Consider the following 15138-nt stretch of genomic DNA (forward strand, 5'->3'; position numbering starts at 1 on the left):
AGTCAGCCAATCATACTTAGTATGATTACGGTTCGGGATGGAAATAGGTCATCAACTGAGAGTCAAAGTGAAGGAGTGGGTATCAGAGTAAGAGCAACAGGAACACCAACCCAACTTTACCTTTACTCGTGTACGTTTATAAACAACAGAATTTTTCCCAGCTTAAATGGAGGTGGTGCTATATTATTCCGAGCTGATGCGGGAGCAACTTGTACGCTTGTCATTCAGGATTGCCTATTTGAGGGCAATGAAGCTGGCAGCGGAGGCGCCTTGACATTATACACCGTTGGTGGCACTATTGATAGCCGCCTAACCCGCTCAACCTTCGTAAACAATCGCGCTAATGAGGGTGGTGCCATTTCTGACCGATACTTAGAGGATAAGGCCCTCAATTCACTAATCATTACCAACTGCACATTCGATAGAAATATAGCAGCCGGATCAGGTGGGGCCTTACTTATTGGGCGCGGCGTGTCTCAGCTTGATCGGTGCGTGTTTACGGCAAATTCAGTTGCGCACAATGTATATAGTAAAGGAGGTGGTGCAGTCGATTTTTCCAGCGCGCATCCAACTTTTACCAATTGCCTGTTTTCTACTAATAAAGCGGTAAACGGGGGAGCACTCTATGGTGTCTCTGAAGATGGCGCCACAAGAGCTACGCTTACGAACTGTACATTTGTTAACAATATAGCGATTACTGCCGGTGGCGCACTGACTACTAAATTCCAGTATTACGACTCGAATCCACTGAGAGAGATTAGCGAAAATGTAGTTACTCTAAAGAACTGCATTGCCTGGGGCAATACAGCTCAGTCTGACAATTTTTCCTATCGCCAGTCTGTTTCCTCCTACCAAACCGGCTTGTCGGCTTCCTACTCGAATTTGCAGGAAAAGACTCCGGGAGAAGGTAATCTGACTACAGATCCTGCCTTTGTGAATCCGGCCAGCGGAAATTTCCAATTGCAACCCACTAGCCCGGCTGTCAACAGTGGCGACCCGAACACGATGGGCTTACCCGCATTCGATCTGGCGGGTCAGGTACGTGTTCAACACGGCCGAGTTGATATGGGGGCCTACGAATTGGGTTGTTTGCCCGTTAACTGCCCACCCGTATCGGCGCAACGCATCAGGTAGCCCTAAAACACAACATGCCGCTGAATCGTGATTCAGCGGCATGTTGTAACGTTAAATTAGTTTCTACACAGAAGCCAATGCTTTCGGTTTAAGCCACTCGGGCTTGTTGGTGACCACTTCCGCTTTCAGTTCGTTGAGCATGGCGTATAGGCCGTAATACGTACGGTTCACGTACAGGCCATCCTGCGAGCCGCGTACTACTTTCGATGAGCGAAGTTCTTCCATCTTCGAGAGCTTATCCGCGAAATCGTACACCTTGGTAAAGTATTCGTCGTTGCCGAAATCAAATCGATCGACGGCAAAGGGCTCGCCCAACATATCGATCATTTGCATAAACAGGTCGGAGAAGAACTTCCGGTCACTCTTTGAATCCTGCGGTACCAAAAATTCGAGGTTTTCGAAAATCTGCTGCGTCAGGGCTTCGTCTTTCAGCGTATCGGGGTTGATGAGCTGGAAATAGTTGTCGTAGTAATAATCGGGAATCACCTTCACACAGCCGAAATCGATAACGCCCATTGTGCCGTCTGGCCGCATCAGGAAGTTACCTGGATGCGGATCGGCGTGCACCTGACGGAGGTTGTGGATCTGGTGATCGTAGAAATCCCACAATAGTTGACCAATCCGGTTACGTGCTTCTTGCGTCGGGTTCGTGGCCAGGAATTCCTTCAAATGTAACCCATCGAGCCAGTCCATCGTCAGCACGCGCTTACTCGACAGTTCAGGGTAGTATTTTGGAAACACCAGCCCTTCGATATGCGAACAAGCTTCCGAGATTTCGACTGACCGACGGAGTTCAAGATCGTAATCCGTCTCTTCGAGTAGCTTGCTCTCTACCTCCCCCATAAAGCGATCGATCTGCCGCTCATCAAGATTTAGCAGCCTCACGGCCAGCGGTTTGGCAATACGCAGATCGGACGTGACGCTGTCGGCTACACCGGGGTACTGCACCTTAACGGCCAGTTTTTTGCCCCATTTCCAGGCTGAATGCACCTGCCCGATACTCGCAGCGTTGACAGAGTTGATGTCAAATTTGTCGTACAGTTCATTCGGTGATTTGCCGAAAAGCGTACGAAACGTTTTCACCACCAGCGGGCCCGACAGCGGGGGCGCCGAGTATTGTGACATGGCAAATTTATCGCTATAAGCCGTTGGCAGGATACCCCGGTCCATGCTCAGCATCTGCGCCATTTTCAGGGCTGACCCTTTCAGTTCGCTCAGTGCATCGTATATATCGGCGGCGTTATCACTATGCAGTTCCTCCTTCGTCATCGACGGATCGACGAGCCGTTTGGTGTAGTGCTTAATGTAGTTGCCACCCACTTTCACGCCGGCTTTTACAAACTGGCTGGCACGGGCAACTTTGCTGGTCGGTACTGAATTTTGGGTCTTCATAAGGCCAAAAGGGCTTTTAATGGTACGCAGATCGTACAGAACTGACACAGAATTTGAGTATCAGTGAAACTCGTTTAGTTGACAAACGCCACTTAACTCTTTTCAATCCACATTATCTGCGTACTAGATACTATCTATTTTGGTAGGCGAACTTGGCAAAGTCGAACAGCGTATCGAGCGGTGAACGGCCGATGAGGTCGAAAGCTGTATTGACTGATTTCTCAATGGCCATATCTGTTTTTTCGAAACTCTTACTAACGTCACGTACCCAGAAGTCGAGGATAAACAGTGTCTGAGTCCAGAGCGCATTCGGGTATCGATCGGTCAGAAACGGGCGGGGTTCCACCTCGCGGCTTTCTCGGCCTTCGGCCAGCAGATCGCGGGCAAAATCGTAGAACGCTTCCTTGAACGGCATCAGCACCTGCGAATTTTTATTTTTGCTGCGGGCCATCAGGCCAGCCTTGCCAATCGACGATGACATAGCCATGTCGTCGGCGGTGCCCCGCAACCGGCCATAGCTATACACGGCGAAACTGCGTTGTGCTTTCAGCATCTCAATCCAAGTGTAGTAGAAGGCCAGTACCTTCTCCCGGACCGAGTAGGTCTGATAGGTAGCGTCTGCTTCAACTGCCCGTTTGGCGTCTAAGAAGAACGTGTGCCACACATCGGCCTCAATGGCATCGAAGGAGGCGTAATAATCATAGAATTCAGCTTCGGCGAGTTTTAGCTTCTTGGCGAACTGGAAGACGGAGGTGGGTTGTTTGCCGTTCTCAAGGACATACTCGGTGTATGCCTTACGGATTTTTTCTAGCGTTTCCATATACTTAGGAAACGGCTTGTATGAGGTAAAAGTTTAGCGTTCAGAGGCAAACGTTAAACAATAAATCGAACCAATGAATCAACCGGAAATCTGGCTCAGAGGGCCCTTACCAAACGTACCTGCGCTGCTCCAGCCCGCTGCTCACGCCCTGGAGCAAGCCTTACTTGATGCCAGAACGGCACTGAGTAATTTTCCAGACGCGCTGCTGTGGGAGCGACCCGCGGGGCTGGCATCAGTTGGGTTTCACCTACAGCATATTGCCGGTGTTCAGGACCGCATGCTGACCTACGCCCGGCACGAAGCGCTGTCTGAAACGCAGTTTACGTACCTACGTCAGGAAGGTAAACCAACCAACGAGATGCCAACAGTAGCCGATCTACTCACCCGGCTTCATACACAAACTGAGCGTACCGTAGCGCACCTGCGTACGGTTGATCCAGGTGCGTTGCCAGACTACCGGCCCGTGGGGCGGGAGGGCTTGCCATCTACAGTAGGCGGGCTGCTATTTCATGCGGCTGAGCACTCGATGCGCCATGTGGGTCAGTTGCTGGTTACGGCCAAGCTACTCGTCGGGCTTCAAGATAGAACGGTGCTACAGCAAGCACCCCAGTGAACCATATAGTTGCTCAGCGCTGCAACGTTTAAGGAAAGACCTTCATCTTTCCACTAGTACGCTACATTCACCTAATCCGGGCTATAACGATGCATCAGCCGATTCTAAAAGGCCTCTTTGGCTTTCTGCTTTTTCTAAGTCAGCTAACCAATGGATTACCATCCGTAGCCGACACACCAGATGAGGCACTGGCCCGGTTGCTGGCCCGCCTACAGGCCATCAAGTACATGCGTTACGACTATTACCGTGACGTAAATTATAAGTCGGAACAATACCGGAATGAGTTGTCAGGCAAGGTGTTTGTCGGTTTTCAGCCAGATCTACCACTGACCGGCTTTCGATTTCAGATTGAGAGCGATGCCTTCCGTCAGGTCTATGATGGAAAGGCCTATTTCATGCTCGACCACACACAACGTACGATGCAGGTCAATCAACAGCCCAGACAGGGTGACCTGGCCTCGCTATCTTTTCTCGTCAATTCGCCAGCTAGCTTCAGATACGCGCTTGCTACAATTGTGGCCGATAAGGCAATTCCTAAATCCCTGAGTGATACGCTTGTTGCTAACAGACCCTACCAACTGATTTGCTTTTCACTACCCAGTAAAACGATCAGTAACCTGGGCACGATATCGTCATTGACAACCCAGCGCCTGATCACCTACAAGTTGCTGGTCGACCAATCAACTGGATTGCCGGCGCAGGTCATACAAACGAATAATATAACGCCGGACGACTACGTACTGACCCGTTTTTCGAACGTGCAGGTCGATGCAGTTCAACCTGAAGCGGGTACGTGGAGCTACTTTACCTACGTTGGTGACTATCGACTGACTAGCAAGAAGTAATCGATTCGCTTTTCTGGCCGGGCTACAACCAGTTTTTCTTTTTGAAGAAGTAGTAAGTCAGCCCCGATGAGATGGCCATCAGACCCAGCGCGAACAGGTACCCGAATCGCCAGCTCAGTTCAGGCATATCGGTGAAGTTCATGCCGTAAATGCTGGCAATGAGCGTGGGCGGCAGCAACACCAGCGACAATACGGTGAATATCTTGATGATGTTATTCTGCTCCAGATTGACCAGACCAAGAAACGTGTTCTGCAAAAACTCCAGCCGCTCGAAGATGAAATTGGTATGATCGATCAGCGAGTTGATATCTTTAATTACAATCCTGAGGCGCGCCTGCTCGTCTGACGTGAACCAGCCATTGGAGCGAATCATGGCCGAAATCACGCGTTGTTTATCGACCACATTTTCGCGAATCGACATGGTTAATTCCTGGTAGTCGTTGATCAACAGCAGCATTTCGCGGTCGAGTTTAGCATCGAGGTCGAGCTGTTTGTTGATCTCCTTAACCCGCGTCGAGAGCGATTCGACGAGGTCAGCATCATAATCAATCCTCGACTCAAAAATGGCGATCATGATTTGGGCACCATCACTGAAAACCGTTCGCTTCGATTTGATCTTCTTCACCATGTCGGCAAAGCTTTTCAGATCGGCAAACCGGTACGTGAACAACACATCGTCTTTCAGCAGAAAGTTGACAGGCACTGTTTTGTATTCGTGGTTACGAGTAGGAATCAGGAAGTTTGAGTTCGCTACCAGCCGGTCATCCTCTTCGATGTAACGTGAACTGCTTTCAATTTCGGCCTGCTCCTGCTGCGATTGAAAACTGACATCGAATTTCTCTTCTACACTTTTTATTTCATCGGGCGTCGGGTTCTGAAGGTCTACCCACAAGGTACGTTCGGTATCCTGAAATGAATCGAAGTCCCGAACCTTACGAACGGCCGTTTCGTCCTGCTGAAATATGCGAATCATGAATCAGTAAAGTTATTACCTGTCTGTTTGCAATCTTCGGGCCAGCGCGGCGTAAGCCAGCCACCCGTTAATGACGGAACCGCACGTTTTTTCTGATGCTCAGCAGGTACACTACGCCCAGTATAGCCAGGCCAGCCGACAGGCTAAAAGCAACAGTCAGTGCCTGCGCGGCCATGTGGGTGAAGAACCAGCCTGCCGCCAATGCCCCCAGGCCAATGCCCAGTTCGAGCGCAATATAGAGGGTTGCCATAGCCCGGCCACGCGTTGCTTCGTCGCTTAAATCAACGGCCCATGCCTGCAACGTTGGCGAGTTCATCCCCCAGGCCAGGCCGTATACAACCGCTGAGCAGTAAAACAGCGCTACTGAGTTGGTTAACGCCAGCATTACCAGCGAAACAGCCAACACCGTAGTCGAGGCAATCATCACCGGAATTCGGCCATACCGATCGGATGATTTGGAGAGCAGCAATCGAACGACCAGCGACGCCAGCGTGTATACGGCAAAAAACCACCCTTTGTTGGTCACCCCCACCGACTGACTCAGCGCCGGGGCCAAGATAATGACCACACCAGACGCAAACGAGTTGAGCAACTGCACGAAGAAAGCCGGTAGCACGCCCAAGTCGAACCACTCGTCGGACCGGAGTTTAAAGAGGCTGAACCGAAAGGGCTGTCTGTTTTCGAGCGTTTCGGGCAGACGAAGCAAAATACCGATCGACATCAGGGCAAAGCCCGACGAGGTGTAGAACATGGTGTTCATACTGGCGTTGTTCACCAGAAAACTACCAATAACCGGCCCCAACGACATACCAGTGGCGGTGAACAGGCCCAGCCCACCCATGGCCTCGCCCCGGCGGTCAACCGGTACAACGTCGGCAACATAGGCGGAGGTAGCAGTTGGTTTTGTCCCGGTCGAGAAGCCATGAACCAGCCGTAGAGTCAGGAAACCCGCTACGGTAATCAGGTATGGATAAAGTAGTCCGCAGAGAAAACAGACGATTGAGCCAAAGGCCATCACCGGTACACGCCCCACGGTATCGGTAATCTTGCCGCTAAATGGTCGTGAAATGCCCGCCGTGAGTGTAAAGAGCGCGATGATAAGGCCAATGTATTCACGGCCGCCCAGCTTAGTCAGGTATTCGGGCAGCTCAGGAATCATCATCGAGAAACTGGCCGAGAAGAGGAAGTTACTCAGGCACAGTAGCCAGAACGGCAGCGTGTACAGCGAGGGTACAGCAAGGGAAGCTGAATCTGTACGGTTCAGTTGATTTGGCAAACGGGTATTGCGTTAAAATGAACAAAGCAGGACTAACAGATCACAACGGCTGACCGGTCGGCCAGACATAGGCGGTTGTTTATCCTGCTTTGTCTAACAGGCTAGTAATAATCTTCCCGGTCGTATGATGAACCGAAGTCATCGTCAGCGTCGCGGAACCGGCCAGCGCCGGCGGCTTTGAACGTCAACGCTTTCTTCAGAATCATTACCTGACCGGCATGGTAAATATCGTGGTTGATAATGCCGTGCAACAGATCGTAGTATGTATAGTCACGACCAGGCACGATCTCTTCCAGGAACTCATCTTCGTCGCGCTTATCCAGCTCATTGATCAATTCTTCCTGGCTCAGGCTCAATTCCATTTGCAGCGCCTCCCACTCAAAATCGTCGATTTTATCGGGCAGTTGACCAAAGTTCTTTTCTGGCGTCAAAATATCGAATTCACCGTCGCCCTGCATCTTTTTCACGCAGAAGATACGCCAGCTGGTCATATGGAATAGCAGTTCGGCGATGGAGTGGGTGTTGGGGGCAATGCGCAGACTGGCCATGTCGGGCGTTACGTCCCGCATCACTTCCGCCAGTGAGGGACCATGCCAGGCCTCTTCGCCTTCATAGGTTGTATTTAGCAAATCGATGATTCGCAGTAGTTCGTCGTTATTCGGTTGTTCCATTCGTGTAGAACGTTAGTTGATATGTTTGACCATCTATTTCGCTGGTAGCCGGCGTCTACTTTGCCAATGCACCGTCTGTGTCGGCAAGCCGCAAAACAACCTGGGAGCACCACAGCCTGAAGAACGTATACGGTAACCGTTCGTTCTGTACACACATCAGTAGAGCAAGCCAGAATCGCCAACAAATGGCTGGTACAAAGGTAGGTCAATATTGACCGCCTTCCGAAAAATTAGCCACCTCTGTACGCTAATTAGCCTATTTTATGCTTTTCAGTTCAGCAACTACTTATAGTTACATGAGGTGTAAACTAAGATTTGTATGTACACTAAGAGTAACTTATTCAGTGGGCGGGGTACCTTGTCTATTCTACCTACCTTTAGTTCGCAATTTTATCCAATTAACACCCATAACTAACTAATTAAGAACACCATCCATTCACAAAATACCAGTTTATTTATGCGGTTGCTCCCTTTATTTATTCTTTGCAGCCTTTCAGTTTTTGCTCAAACTCGTAAACCATTATCATACCAAATAGAACTTGGTAGTTATGTGCCGTTTCGGGGCGACATCCCATTTTGGCAGCGTGCCAACCAGTACGGAATAGTGCCCGGAAATGAGGGTGAGCGTTCCGAGCCGGTCGCCACCCTTAGGGGTGGACTTAAAGCTAACTATTATGGTAAACCAACATCCAGGATAGACAGCCTGCGGGCAGTTCATCGACGTGTAGACTGGGGCTGGGGCTTTGATATGGTATTGAATAGTACCAGTTTGAATCAGAAACTGACCCTTTTGGTCCCAGAGGCTTATGCCAAAGTAAAGTATCGTGGCGTTGAACTCTATGCAGGTCGACGCCGGGAACTGATTGGCCTTGTCGATTCCACGGTTTCGTCGGGATCATACATCTGGTCGGGCAACGCGTTGCCGCCGCTCAAAATTCAGATTGGTACAGACGGCTGGCAATCGCTTGGTAAGGCATTCGCCATCAATGTTTTTTACGCACAAGGCTGGTTTGAGTACGATCGCTTCGTAAAGGGGTCGATGCTGCACCAAAAAGCCCTCTACCTTAGGCTCGGCAAGCCTAACTGGCGGGTATGGGTATATGGTGGCATGAACCATCAGGTACAATGGGGTGGTAGCAACGAATCGCTTCCAGGTGAATTTATTCGTCGCAACCAACTCCCGTCTACGCTTAGTGATTACGCCGACCTTGTATTGGGTACCAGTCTGGGTAATCGGATAGTAGATACTACAGTGTATAGTCCGTTTGATACCGGGAACCGAATTGGCAATCATCTGGGCACAATTGATCTGGGTGTGACTTTACGCGCCAATAAGTTCGACATGGTATTCTATCGTCAGAGTATCTACGAAGACGGCTCCCTGTTTTACCTGATCAATATTGCCGATGGGCTGAACGGACTTAAGATTCAGAATAAACGATCTGGTAGCAGCGGGCTGCGACTTAATAAGGTCGTGCTGGAATTTCTGAGTACGATGAGTCAGGGAGGAAATACGTTTATCAACAGTGATCCGGCTAGCCGGGGACGAGACAATTACTTCAATCACGGGCAATACCGGGACGGATGGTCACGGTATGGACGCACGATTGGTACGCCGTTTATACCACCCGCAACAGACTTACCCGCTTCGTTTCCGGGTGCCTTTTTCACGAACAATAATCGGGTTCGGGTATATCATGTTGGTCTTTCTGGGCAATTGAGTAGCCAGGTTGGATTTTCCGGCAAATTCTCGTACAGTCAAAACGCAGGTACATACGATAGTCCATTCAGCGCTAATCAGTTTTCGGGATTTGTTGGCCTGACGACCCAACTTCCCTGGCTGGGCGGCTCAGTCTTTACCTCTAGCCTGGCCTATGATAAGGGAGATCTTTACCCGGATAACCTGGGTATTTTTGCCAGTCTGAAGAAGGAAGGTTTGATCAAGTCGAGGTTCACCCGATAACGTACCTACACCTGTAACGCAGCGATAAGCGGTAGCGGTTACAAAGCAAAAAGGCTCCCTCTATGCAGAGAAAGCCTTTTTAGTGACAAGATAAGTTGCTTATCGATTTGTTCCTTTTGATTCAGCAGGTAAGGGTGAAAGTAATTCCCCTACTTCAAAACTGACAAACACTTTGTCTGAACTGCGCTGCACCAGCGGATGACGGAAGGCGGTAATTGGCAACTCCTCATCATAATTCGCAGCAATCCGCCGCCCTGGAATCTTGACAAGCATAGTATCACTGAACCCTCTCAGCAGTCGGGCCGGGCCCTGAACCGTAATGGTAGATGGGGTCAGGTTAATGATACTCGACACTACGTAACGCGGAAACAGATCGATATGGGTGCTGTCGGGAATCAATCGGATGGTTTTTGTCATGCGGTGATCGAAGCTCATTTCGAGTGTATCGGCCACTACATAGTTCACCTTTAGCTTTTTGACCTGATCAGACAGGGCGGCGGTCATAGCCGACGTGTTGATGATCGATGCCTTCAGTGGGTTCTTGACCTGGTAGTTTACGGGTTCGGTGCGAAAAGGCAGCCACGATAACCGCAATAAATCCCAGCCATCGCCCGACACATTGACCTGAACAGTTCGTGGTAGGGCTGTAGTAGGAATATACGCCGACTCATTGAATTGAAAGTGAACAGGGTACTCCACATTCAGCGAGTAACCTTCTTTATTGAGGGCGTTCATAATCCAGAATAACCCCGCCCCTACAAAGCAGATTAGCCATTTCCCTGGGTGAAACGGCTGACTGGGTACGTTTGCCTCAGCGCTCATACTGTAAGAAAATAATCATTAAAAAGTCATTTATAGTCACTAGTCTCGCCCTTAACAGAGGCTAACTACTGACAATAAACTGACAAGTATACCATCAGGCTTTTTCAGCTTCCGGTTTAACTGTTGCCTCGCGTGAAATAGCCGACTTTTCGAAGGTTAGCTTTGTGCCGCGATCTACTTCAAGCGTTACGGTCGTAGCTTCAACCGAGACGATTTTACCATGTAAGCCCCCGATGGTTACCACCGAATCGCCTTTCTTCATGCTATTGACGAAGTTCTTCTGGTCCTTGGCCTTTTTTTGCTGTGGACGTATCATGAAGAAATACATGACCGCCAACACACCGCCCCAAAGGGCAAACGTGAAAACACTTTGAGGAATCTGACTGGTGGCTTGTGCCAATAGTGCGTGCATTGTGATAGGGAAGAAAAACCCGTTACTACCCTGGGGTGGCAACGGGCCGGTGGAGAAACTGCTTAGTTTGTTTTTTTGGTTGAGTCTGGCTTGGGGTTTACCAATACCTTAAACTCAACATTGGTCATCGCAGGCTCGGTGTTGGCGTAGATTGAGACCGACTTGCGCTGTTCGCCCTGCTTGCCACGGCTATTGAAACGTACCCGCACCGCCGACTCCTGGCCGGGAGCCACCGGGTCGCGTGGCCAATCGGGCGTAGTGCACCCACATGACGCCGTGATGTTGTTGATCATCAGCGGCAACTCGCCTTTGTTGACAAATTTGTAGAGGTACTCAACGGTATCGCCCTCGGTAATTTGCCCAAAGTCATGCACTCCCTTTTCCAGGAACTCTATTTTAGCCGATTTTCCGGCAACGGCATTCTGCTCGCCAACGGGCTGTCCATTTGCGTCGCGGCGATTGGTACAGCTAGTCTGCCCCAATAAACCGACCAACACCGCGGCCAGCAGGCCAATCCGACTGAAGGAATACGTCATGGTTAGTGTCGCTTAAGCGCCCTGCTGTTTAATTTGGGCCATCAGCCGGTCAACATCTTCCAATAACCGCTCGGCTTTTTCGCGGGCATCATTTACCACGCGCTGCCCTTCCGATTTCTGGAAATTTTCGGGTAGCTCAGCTGAATTCATCAACTCGTTCAGCAATCCCTCCAGTTGCTCCCGGTATTTCGAGAGCCGGTACGATAGCCGGTCGCGGGTGATTTCTCCTTTTTCGGGGGCATACAAAAGGCCCAGAATGGTTCCTGTGGCTATTCCTGTTAGGAAAAACGCCAAATCACGTCCTGATCTGCTCATTACGTTAGTCGTTAGTTGTCAGTGGCTACCTTGTCTACGTTGTCGGAGTAACCCGATTTCCGCGCGATACAGCAGCGTACTTATTTGTTATCGATCAAACCACGGCCACTCTTACGAAGTGTCCCGTCGGCGGTTAATTTGGCCGACAAGTTATCTAAAATTCCGTTGACAAAGGTACCGCTTTTGGGTGTGCTGTATGCCTTTGCCATATCGATGTACTCGTTTATGGTCACTTTAACCGGAATGCCGGGGAAGGTAAGCATTTCGCAGACAGCCAGTTTCATGATAATCAGGTCAAGGATAGCTACACGGTCTACTTCCCAGTTTTTTAGCTGATCGCTCAGTAACTGTTCGTAGTCCCCATCGCGCTGAATCGCATTGGTGAAGAGTTCGTTCAAAAATTGCTCGTCGGCCTCCCAATCGTCGGTGAGTTTCTCCAGAGTAAGGCCCGACATCGCCTGCGCAGACTTGAGCGTTCGGATGGTCATACCCCGAACCACTTCGCTGTTTTCGGCCCAGGCCAGATCGATTTCGGCCAGGTAATCGCGGATAGTCTCCTTTTTCAGAATCAGCTGCCGCAGTATATGCTGCACCAGTTGCTGGTCTTCGTCAGGCGTATGATCGTGCTGTAGGCAGTAAGCAATTACAGTTTCGTCAGTCTTAAGCACCTCCCGGTACGTTTTCCGCACAAACGCCAGGTCATCGGCCCAGGTGATCCCCCGCCGAACCAGCTCCGTTTGCAGAGGTTGATGCTCAGCCAACCCACGGATAACACTGTTCTGACTCAGGTCTGACTCGTACACAAACGGAGTAACGTCGGGATCGGGGAAGAGCCGTTCGCGGTCTAAACGCGACATGTGGCCGTATTCGACCAGTAGTTGTAAGATGCGGAGGTAATCGCTGTAAATATCCTTCACGGCTTCGAGCAGACGGCCGGCCAGGAACTGCTGGTCTTTACGGTAGCGATTCTGGTAGTAGACAAGGGCCGAGTTGGCCGCGTCGAGAACAGATTTGGGAGCATCGTCGTCCTGAGCTGTTTCACCAGACTTCAGGGCGTCTTCGAAGAGCAGCGATGCCAGTTTCCGGTAGCCTTCCAATTGCCGCTTGTTCTGCGGCTTCATCGAATTCAGATCGGGTTGAAACTGGTCGCTAATGCCGTCGAGGGCGAGTTGCTTATTGGATTGAATGGCCTGCCGAAGCGCGTAGAGCGTCTGCATAACCTTTATTCGGAGTAATCGCCTGCTTAACATAGAGCCGCCTAAAACCGTCTGAAACTACCGGGATGAAAAAGAACTGTCTTGAAATCGGGTGCAAAAGTACAGCTTTTTCTGATTTGATGGTACCCTGATGTTGAAAGGTACGCAGATTCGGCAGATTAATCGGATTTACACGGGTGTGACCGGATTCACTCCGCTCCCACCTAGATCCGTGGCGATTGGGTTAAATTCGCCAAATCCGTGGCCCATTCAATGTCCGTACACTGCGAACCCAACCGGGTCGTTTACGCGTTGGCTTAGTCAGAACGTACCTGAATCAGTTGTGGAAACTATACGTGCCCTTGCGCATCTCAATAAATACCTTGCCCGTTATAAATGGTACCTTATCTGGGGTATTGTCTTCACTTTCATTTCTAACCTGTTTGGCATCTTTCCGGCGCAACTAGTCCGCTACGCGCTCGACCTAGTACGGGAAACGCTCGATATTTATTACCTCTACGCAGGTACGTCTCTTCAGTCTCAACTCTACGAGATTTTTGCCTTTACCATCACGCTCTATGGCCTGCTCATTCTGGCGCTGGCCTTATTGAAAGGGTTCTTCCTGTTCCTGGTTCGGCAGACACTAATCGTTATGTCACGCCATATCGAGTACGACCTGAAGAACGATATCTACGACCAGTACCAGACGTTACCACTCGCTTTTTATCGCCAGCACAACACTGGTGACCTTATGGCGCGTATTTCCGAAGACGTGGGCAAAGTACGTATGTATGTGGGGCCGAGCATCATGTATGGCATGAACCTGCTGGTACTGTTTGCACTCGTCATCGGTTACATGGTCAGCATCAATGTTCGATTGACGATCTACGTGTTGCTACCCCTGCCCATTCTTTCTGTTGGCATCTATCTGGTCGAGAGCATTGTCATTAAGCGGTCGGAGGAGATTCAACGGGCGTTATCGCAGATGAGCACCTATGTACAGGAAGCGTTTTCGGGCATTCGGGTGCTGAAAGCCTTTGTGCAGGAAGAAAATTCAGTGAAAAATTTTGAGGGTGAAGCCAATAAGTACCAGGAGAAATCGCTCCGCCTCACTATGGTCGACGCGCTTTGGCAACCCATGTCGGTGTTACTGATCGGCCTCAGCAACGTGCTGGTTGTGTACATCGGTGGGCAGGAAGTGCTGGCTGGTCGCCTTACGGCAGGCAACATTACCGAGTTTATCCTGTACGTGAACATGCTGACCTGGCCGGTGATGGCCCTGGGCTGGACAACCAGCCAAACGCAGCGCGCCGCCGCGTCACAGCAACGGATCAACGAGTTCATGGCGATAAAGACAAGTTTGGTTTCAACCAAAAACATCGTGCGCGAGATTACCGGCCGCCTCACCTTCGATCGTGTTCGTTTCGTGTACCCCGACACCGGCATCGTAGCCCTGAAAGAGTTTTCGATGGATGTGCAGGCGGGTGAATCCGTGGCGATCCTGGGTACCACGGGCTCGGGCAAGAGCACTCTGGCGAACCTCATGACGCGCATGTACGACGCGTCGACGGGCGAAATCCGAATCGACAACGTACCCATCCGGGAGTATGACCTTGGTAACCTGCGCGGGCAGATGGGGTACGTGCCACAGGATGTATTCCTGTTCTCCGACACAATCAGCAATAACGTTCGATTTGGCAAACCCGATATGCCCCAGGAGCGGGTGCTTCGTGCCATCGATGATGCCGACCTGACCGACAATATTGCGGCGTTTCCCGAAGCCTTCGAAACGCGAATCGGCGAACGGGGTATCACCCTGTCAGGTGGGCAGAAGCAACGCCTGAGCATTGCCCGCGCCATTGCCCGCGACCCAAAAATCCTGATTCTGGACGACTGTCTGTCAGCGGTTGATACCAATACGGAAAACATCATTCTGAATAACCTGCGCCGCATCATGGCAGATCGCACGTCGGTGATCATCTCGCACCGGGTTTCGTCGGCCAAGCTAGCCGATAAGATCATTGTGCTCGACAATGGCGAGATCAAGGAACAGGGTACGCACGAACACCTGATGGCCCTTGGCGGTATCTACCGCGAACTCTACGATAAGCAGTTACAGACCGAGGAGGCCTAAATGATGAAGCCCCTGCCCTACCGTGTGCCATCAGGC

The 15138-nt window shown here is 50.7% G+C and carries 15 protein-coding genes; 5 read left to right on the forward strand and 10 right to left on the reverse strand.

Translation table 11 applies throughout. From position 1 onward, the window contains the following. The first annotated feature begins 270 nt into the window (after nucleotides 1–270). Nucleotides 271–1134 carry a choice-of-anchor Q domain-containing protein gene (locus tag F7231_RS13800; RefSeq protein ID WP_166692295.1) on the forward strand — a complete coding sequence of 288 codons (864 nt, stop codon included), beginning with the start codon at nucleotides 271–273 and terminating at the stop codon, nucleotides 1132–1134. A 63-nt stretch (nucleotides 1135–1197) separates the two neighbouring features. Here F7231_RS13800 and F7231_RS13805 read toward each other — a convergent pair whose 3' ends face one another. Next, a complete protein-coding gene (locus F7231_RS13805; protein ID WP_085413325.1) occupies nucleotides 1198–2526 on the reverse strand; it encodes an ABC1 kinase family protein in 1329 nt (442 codons plus the stop codon). Nucleotides 2527–2656: 130 nt separating this feature from the next. Beyond that, the gene (locus tag F7231_RS13810; protein WP_166692296.1) at nucleotides 2657–3346 is read right to left on the reverse strand and encodes a TetR/AcrR family transcriptional regulator; all 690 of its coding nucleotides are present in this window, start codon (nucleotides 3344–3346) and stop codon (nucleotides 2657–2659) included. 73 nt (nucleotides 3347–3419) lie between these two features. Between F7231_RS13810 and F7231_RS13815 the strand changes: the two genes are divergently transcribed. After that, the gene (locus tag F7231_RS13815) at nucleotides 3420–3959 is read left to right on the forward strand and encodes a DinB family protein (RefSeq protein WP_085413323.1); all 540 of its coding nucleotides are present in this window, start codon (nucleotides 3420–3422) and stop codon (nucleotides 3957–3959) included. 89 nt (nucleotides 3960–4048) lie between these two features. Continuing rightward, complete coding sequence (locus F7231_RS13820) at nucleotides 4049–4804, forward strand: hypothetical protein (RefSeq protein ID WP_085413322.1); 756 nt, start codon at nucleotides 4049–4051, stop codon at nucleotides 4802–4804. Nucleotides 4805–4826: 22 nt separating this feature from the next. Here the strand turns inward: F7231_RS13820 and corA are convergent, their stop codons facing one another. The 3 genes from corA to F7231_RS13835 all read right to left on the reverse strand — a co-directional run bounded on the left by corA (nucleotide 4827) and on the right by F7231_RS13835 (nucleotide 7724). Then, a complete protein-coding gene (corA, locus tag F7231_RS13825) occupies nucleotides 4827–5777 on the reverse strand; it encodes a magnesium/cobalt transporter CorA (protein ID WP_085413321.1) in 951 nt (316 codons plus the stop codon). A 67-nt stretch (nucleotides 5778–5844) separates the two neighbouring features. Beyond that, nucleotides 5845–7053 (reverse strand): MFS transporter, encoded by a 1209-nt coding sequence (locus tag F7231_RS13830; protein WP_229369911.1) that lies wholly within the window; start codon nucleotides 7051–7053, stop codon nucleotides 5845–5847. A 101-nt stretch (nucleotides 7054–7154) separates the two neighbouring features. After that, the gene (locus F7231_RS13835) at nucleotides 7155–7724 is read right to left on the reverse strand and encodes a DinB family protein (RefSeq protein ID WP_085413319.1); all 570 of its coding nucleotides are present in this window, start codon (nucleotides 7722–7724) and stop codon (nucleotides 7155–7157) included. Nucleotides 7725–8493: 769 nt separating this feature from the next. Between F7231_RS13835 and F7231_RS13840 the strand changes: the two genes are divergently transcribed. Further along, nucleotides 8494–9687, forward strand: coding sequence for a capsule assembly Wzi family protein (locus F7231_RS13840; RefSeq protein ID WP_229369914.1), 1194 nt, complete (start codon nucleotides 8494–8496; stop codon nucleotides 9685–9687). Between the two features lie 99 nt (nucleotides 9688–9786). On the opposite strand, the gene F7231_RS13845 is transcribed toward F7231_RS13840, so the two are convergent. From F7231_RS13845 to nusB, 5 genes are all read right to left on the reverse strand, one after another. Next, complete coding sequence (locus F7231_RS13845) at nucleotides 9787–10509, reverse strand: YbbR-like domain-containing protein (protein ID WP_166692298.1); 723 nt, start codon at nucleotides 10507–10509, stop codon at nucleotides 9787–9789. Between the two features lie 94 nt (nucleotides 10510–10603). Beyond that, the gene (yajC, locus tag F7231_RS13850) at nucleotides 10604–10921 is read right to left on the reverse strand and encodes a preprotein translocase subunit YajC (protein WP_085413316.1); all 318 of its coding nucleotides are present in this window, start codon (nucleotides 10919–10921) and stop codon (nucleotides 10604–10606) included. A gap of 62 nt (nucleotides 10922–10983) precedes the next feature. Continuing rightward, nucleotides 10984–11457: a DUF1573 domain-containing protein gene (locus F7231_RS13855; protein WP_085413315.1), complete on the reverse strand. Its 474-nt coding sequence runs from the start codon at nucleotides 11455–11457 to the stop codon at nucleotides 10984–10986. 12 nt (nucleotides 11458–11469) lie between these two features. Next, nucleotides 11470–11772 carry a YtxH domain-containing protein gene (locus tag F7231_RS13860; protein WP_085413314.1) on the reverse strand — a complete coding sequence of 101 codons (303 nt, stop codon included), beginning with the start codon at nucleotides 11770–11772 and terminating at the stop codon, nucleotides 11470–11472. Between the two features lie 80 nt (nucleotides 11773–11852). Continuing rightward, on the reverse strand, nucleotides 11853–12989 hold the full coding sequence (gene nusB / locus F7231_RS13865) for a transcription antitermination factor NusB (RefSeq protein WP_166692299.1): 1137 nt from the start codon (nucleotides 12987–12989) through the stop codon (nucleotides 11853–11855). Between the two features lie 331 nt (nucleotides 12990–13320). Between nusB and F7231_RS13870 the strand changes: the two genes are divergently transcribed. After that, nucleotides 13321–15102 carry an ABC transporter ATP-binding protein gene (locus F7231_RS13870; RefSeq protein ID WP_166692372.1) on the forward strand — a complete coding sequence of 594 codons (1782 nt, stop codon included), beginning with the start codon at nucleotides 13321–13323 and terminating at the stop codon, nucleotides 15100–15102. Nucleotides 15103–15138 lie beyond the last annotated feature (36 nt).

Origin of the sequence: Fibrivirga algicola (assembly GCF_011742925.1) — a bacterium.
GTDB lineage: Bacteria > Bacteroidota > Bacteroidia > Cytophagales > Spirosomataceae > Fibrella > Fibrella algicola.

What these genes read in the sequence shown, in the direction of transcription:
- F7231_RS13805 (WP_085413325.1), bottom strand. Translation starts at nt 2,526, where the DNA reads ATGAAGACCCAAAATTCAGTACCGACCAGCAAAGTTGCCCGTGCCAGC.
- F7231_RS13810 (WP_166692296.1), bottom strand. Translation starts at nt 3,346, where the DNA reads ATGGAAACGCTAGAAAAAATCCGTAAGGCATACACCGAGTATGTCCTT.
- F7231_RS13815 (WP_085413323.1), top strand. Translation starts at nt 3,420, where the DNA reads ATGAATCAACCGGAAATCTGGCTCAGAGGGCCCTTACCAAACGTACCT.
- F7231_RS13820 (WP_085413322.1), top strand. Translation starts at nt 4,049, where the DNA reads ATGCATCAGCCGATTCTAAAAGGCCTCTTTGGCTTTCTGCTTTTTCTA.
- corA (WP_085413321.1), bottom strand. Translation starts at nt 5,777, where the DNA reads ATGATTCGCATATTTCAGCAGGACGAAACGGCCGTTCGTAAGGTTCGG.
- F7231_RS13835 (WP_085413319.1), bottom strand. Translation starts at nt 7,724, where the DNA reads ATGGAACAACCGAATAACGACGAACTACTGCGAATCATCGATTTGCTA.
- F7231_RS13845 (WP_166692298.1), bottom strand. Translation starts at nt 10,509, where the DNA reads ATGAGCGCTGAGGCAAACGTACCCAGTCAGCCGTTTCACCCAGGGAAA.
- yajC (WP_085413316.1), bottom strand. Translation starts at nt 10,921, where the DNA reads ATGCACGCACTATTGGCACAAGCCACCAGTCAGATTCCTCAAAGTGTT.
- F7231_RS13855 (WP_085413315.1), bottom strand. Translation starts at nt 11,457, where the DNA reads ATGACGTATTCCTTCAGTCGGATTGGCCTGCTGGCCGCGGTGTTGGTC.
- F7231_RS13860 (WP_085413314.1), bottom strand. Translation starts at nt 11,772, where the DNA reads ATGAGCAGATCAGGACGTGATTTGGCGTTTTTCCTAACAGGAATAGCC.
- nusB (WP_166692299.1), bottom strand. Translation starts at nt 12,989, where the DNA reads ATGCAGACGCTCTACGCGCTTCGGCAGGCCATTCAATCCAATAAGCAA.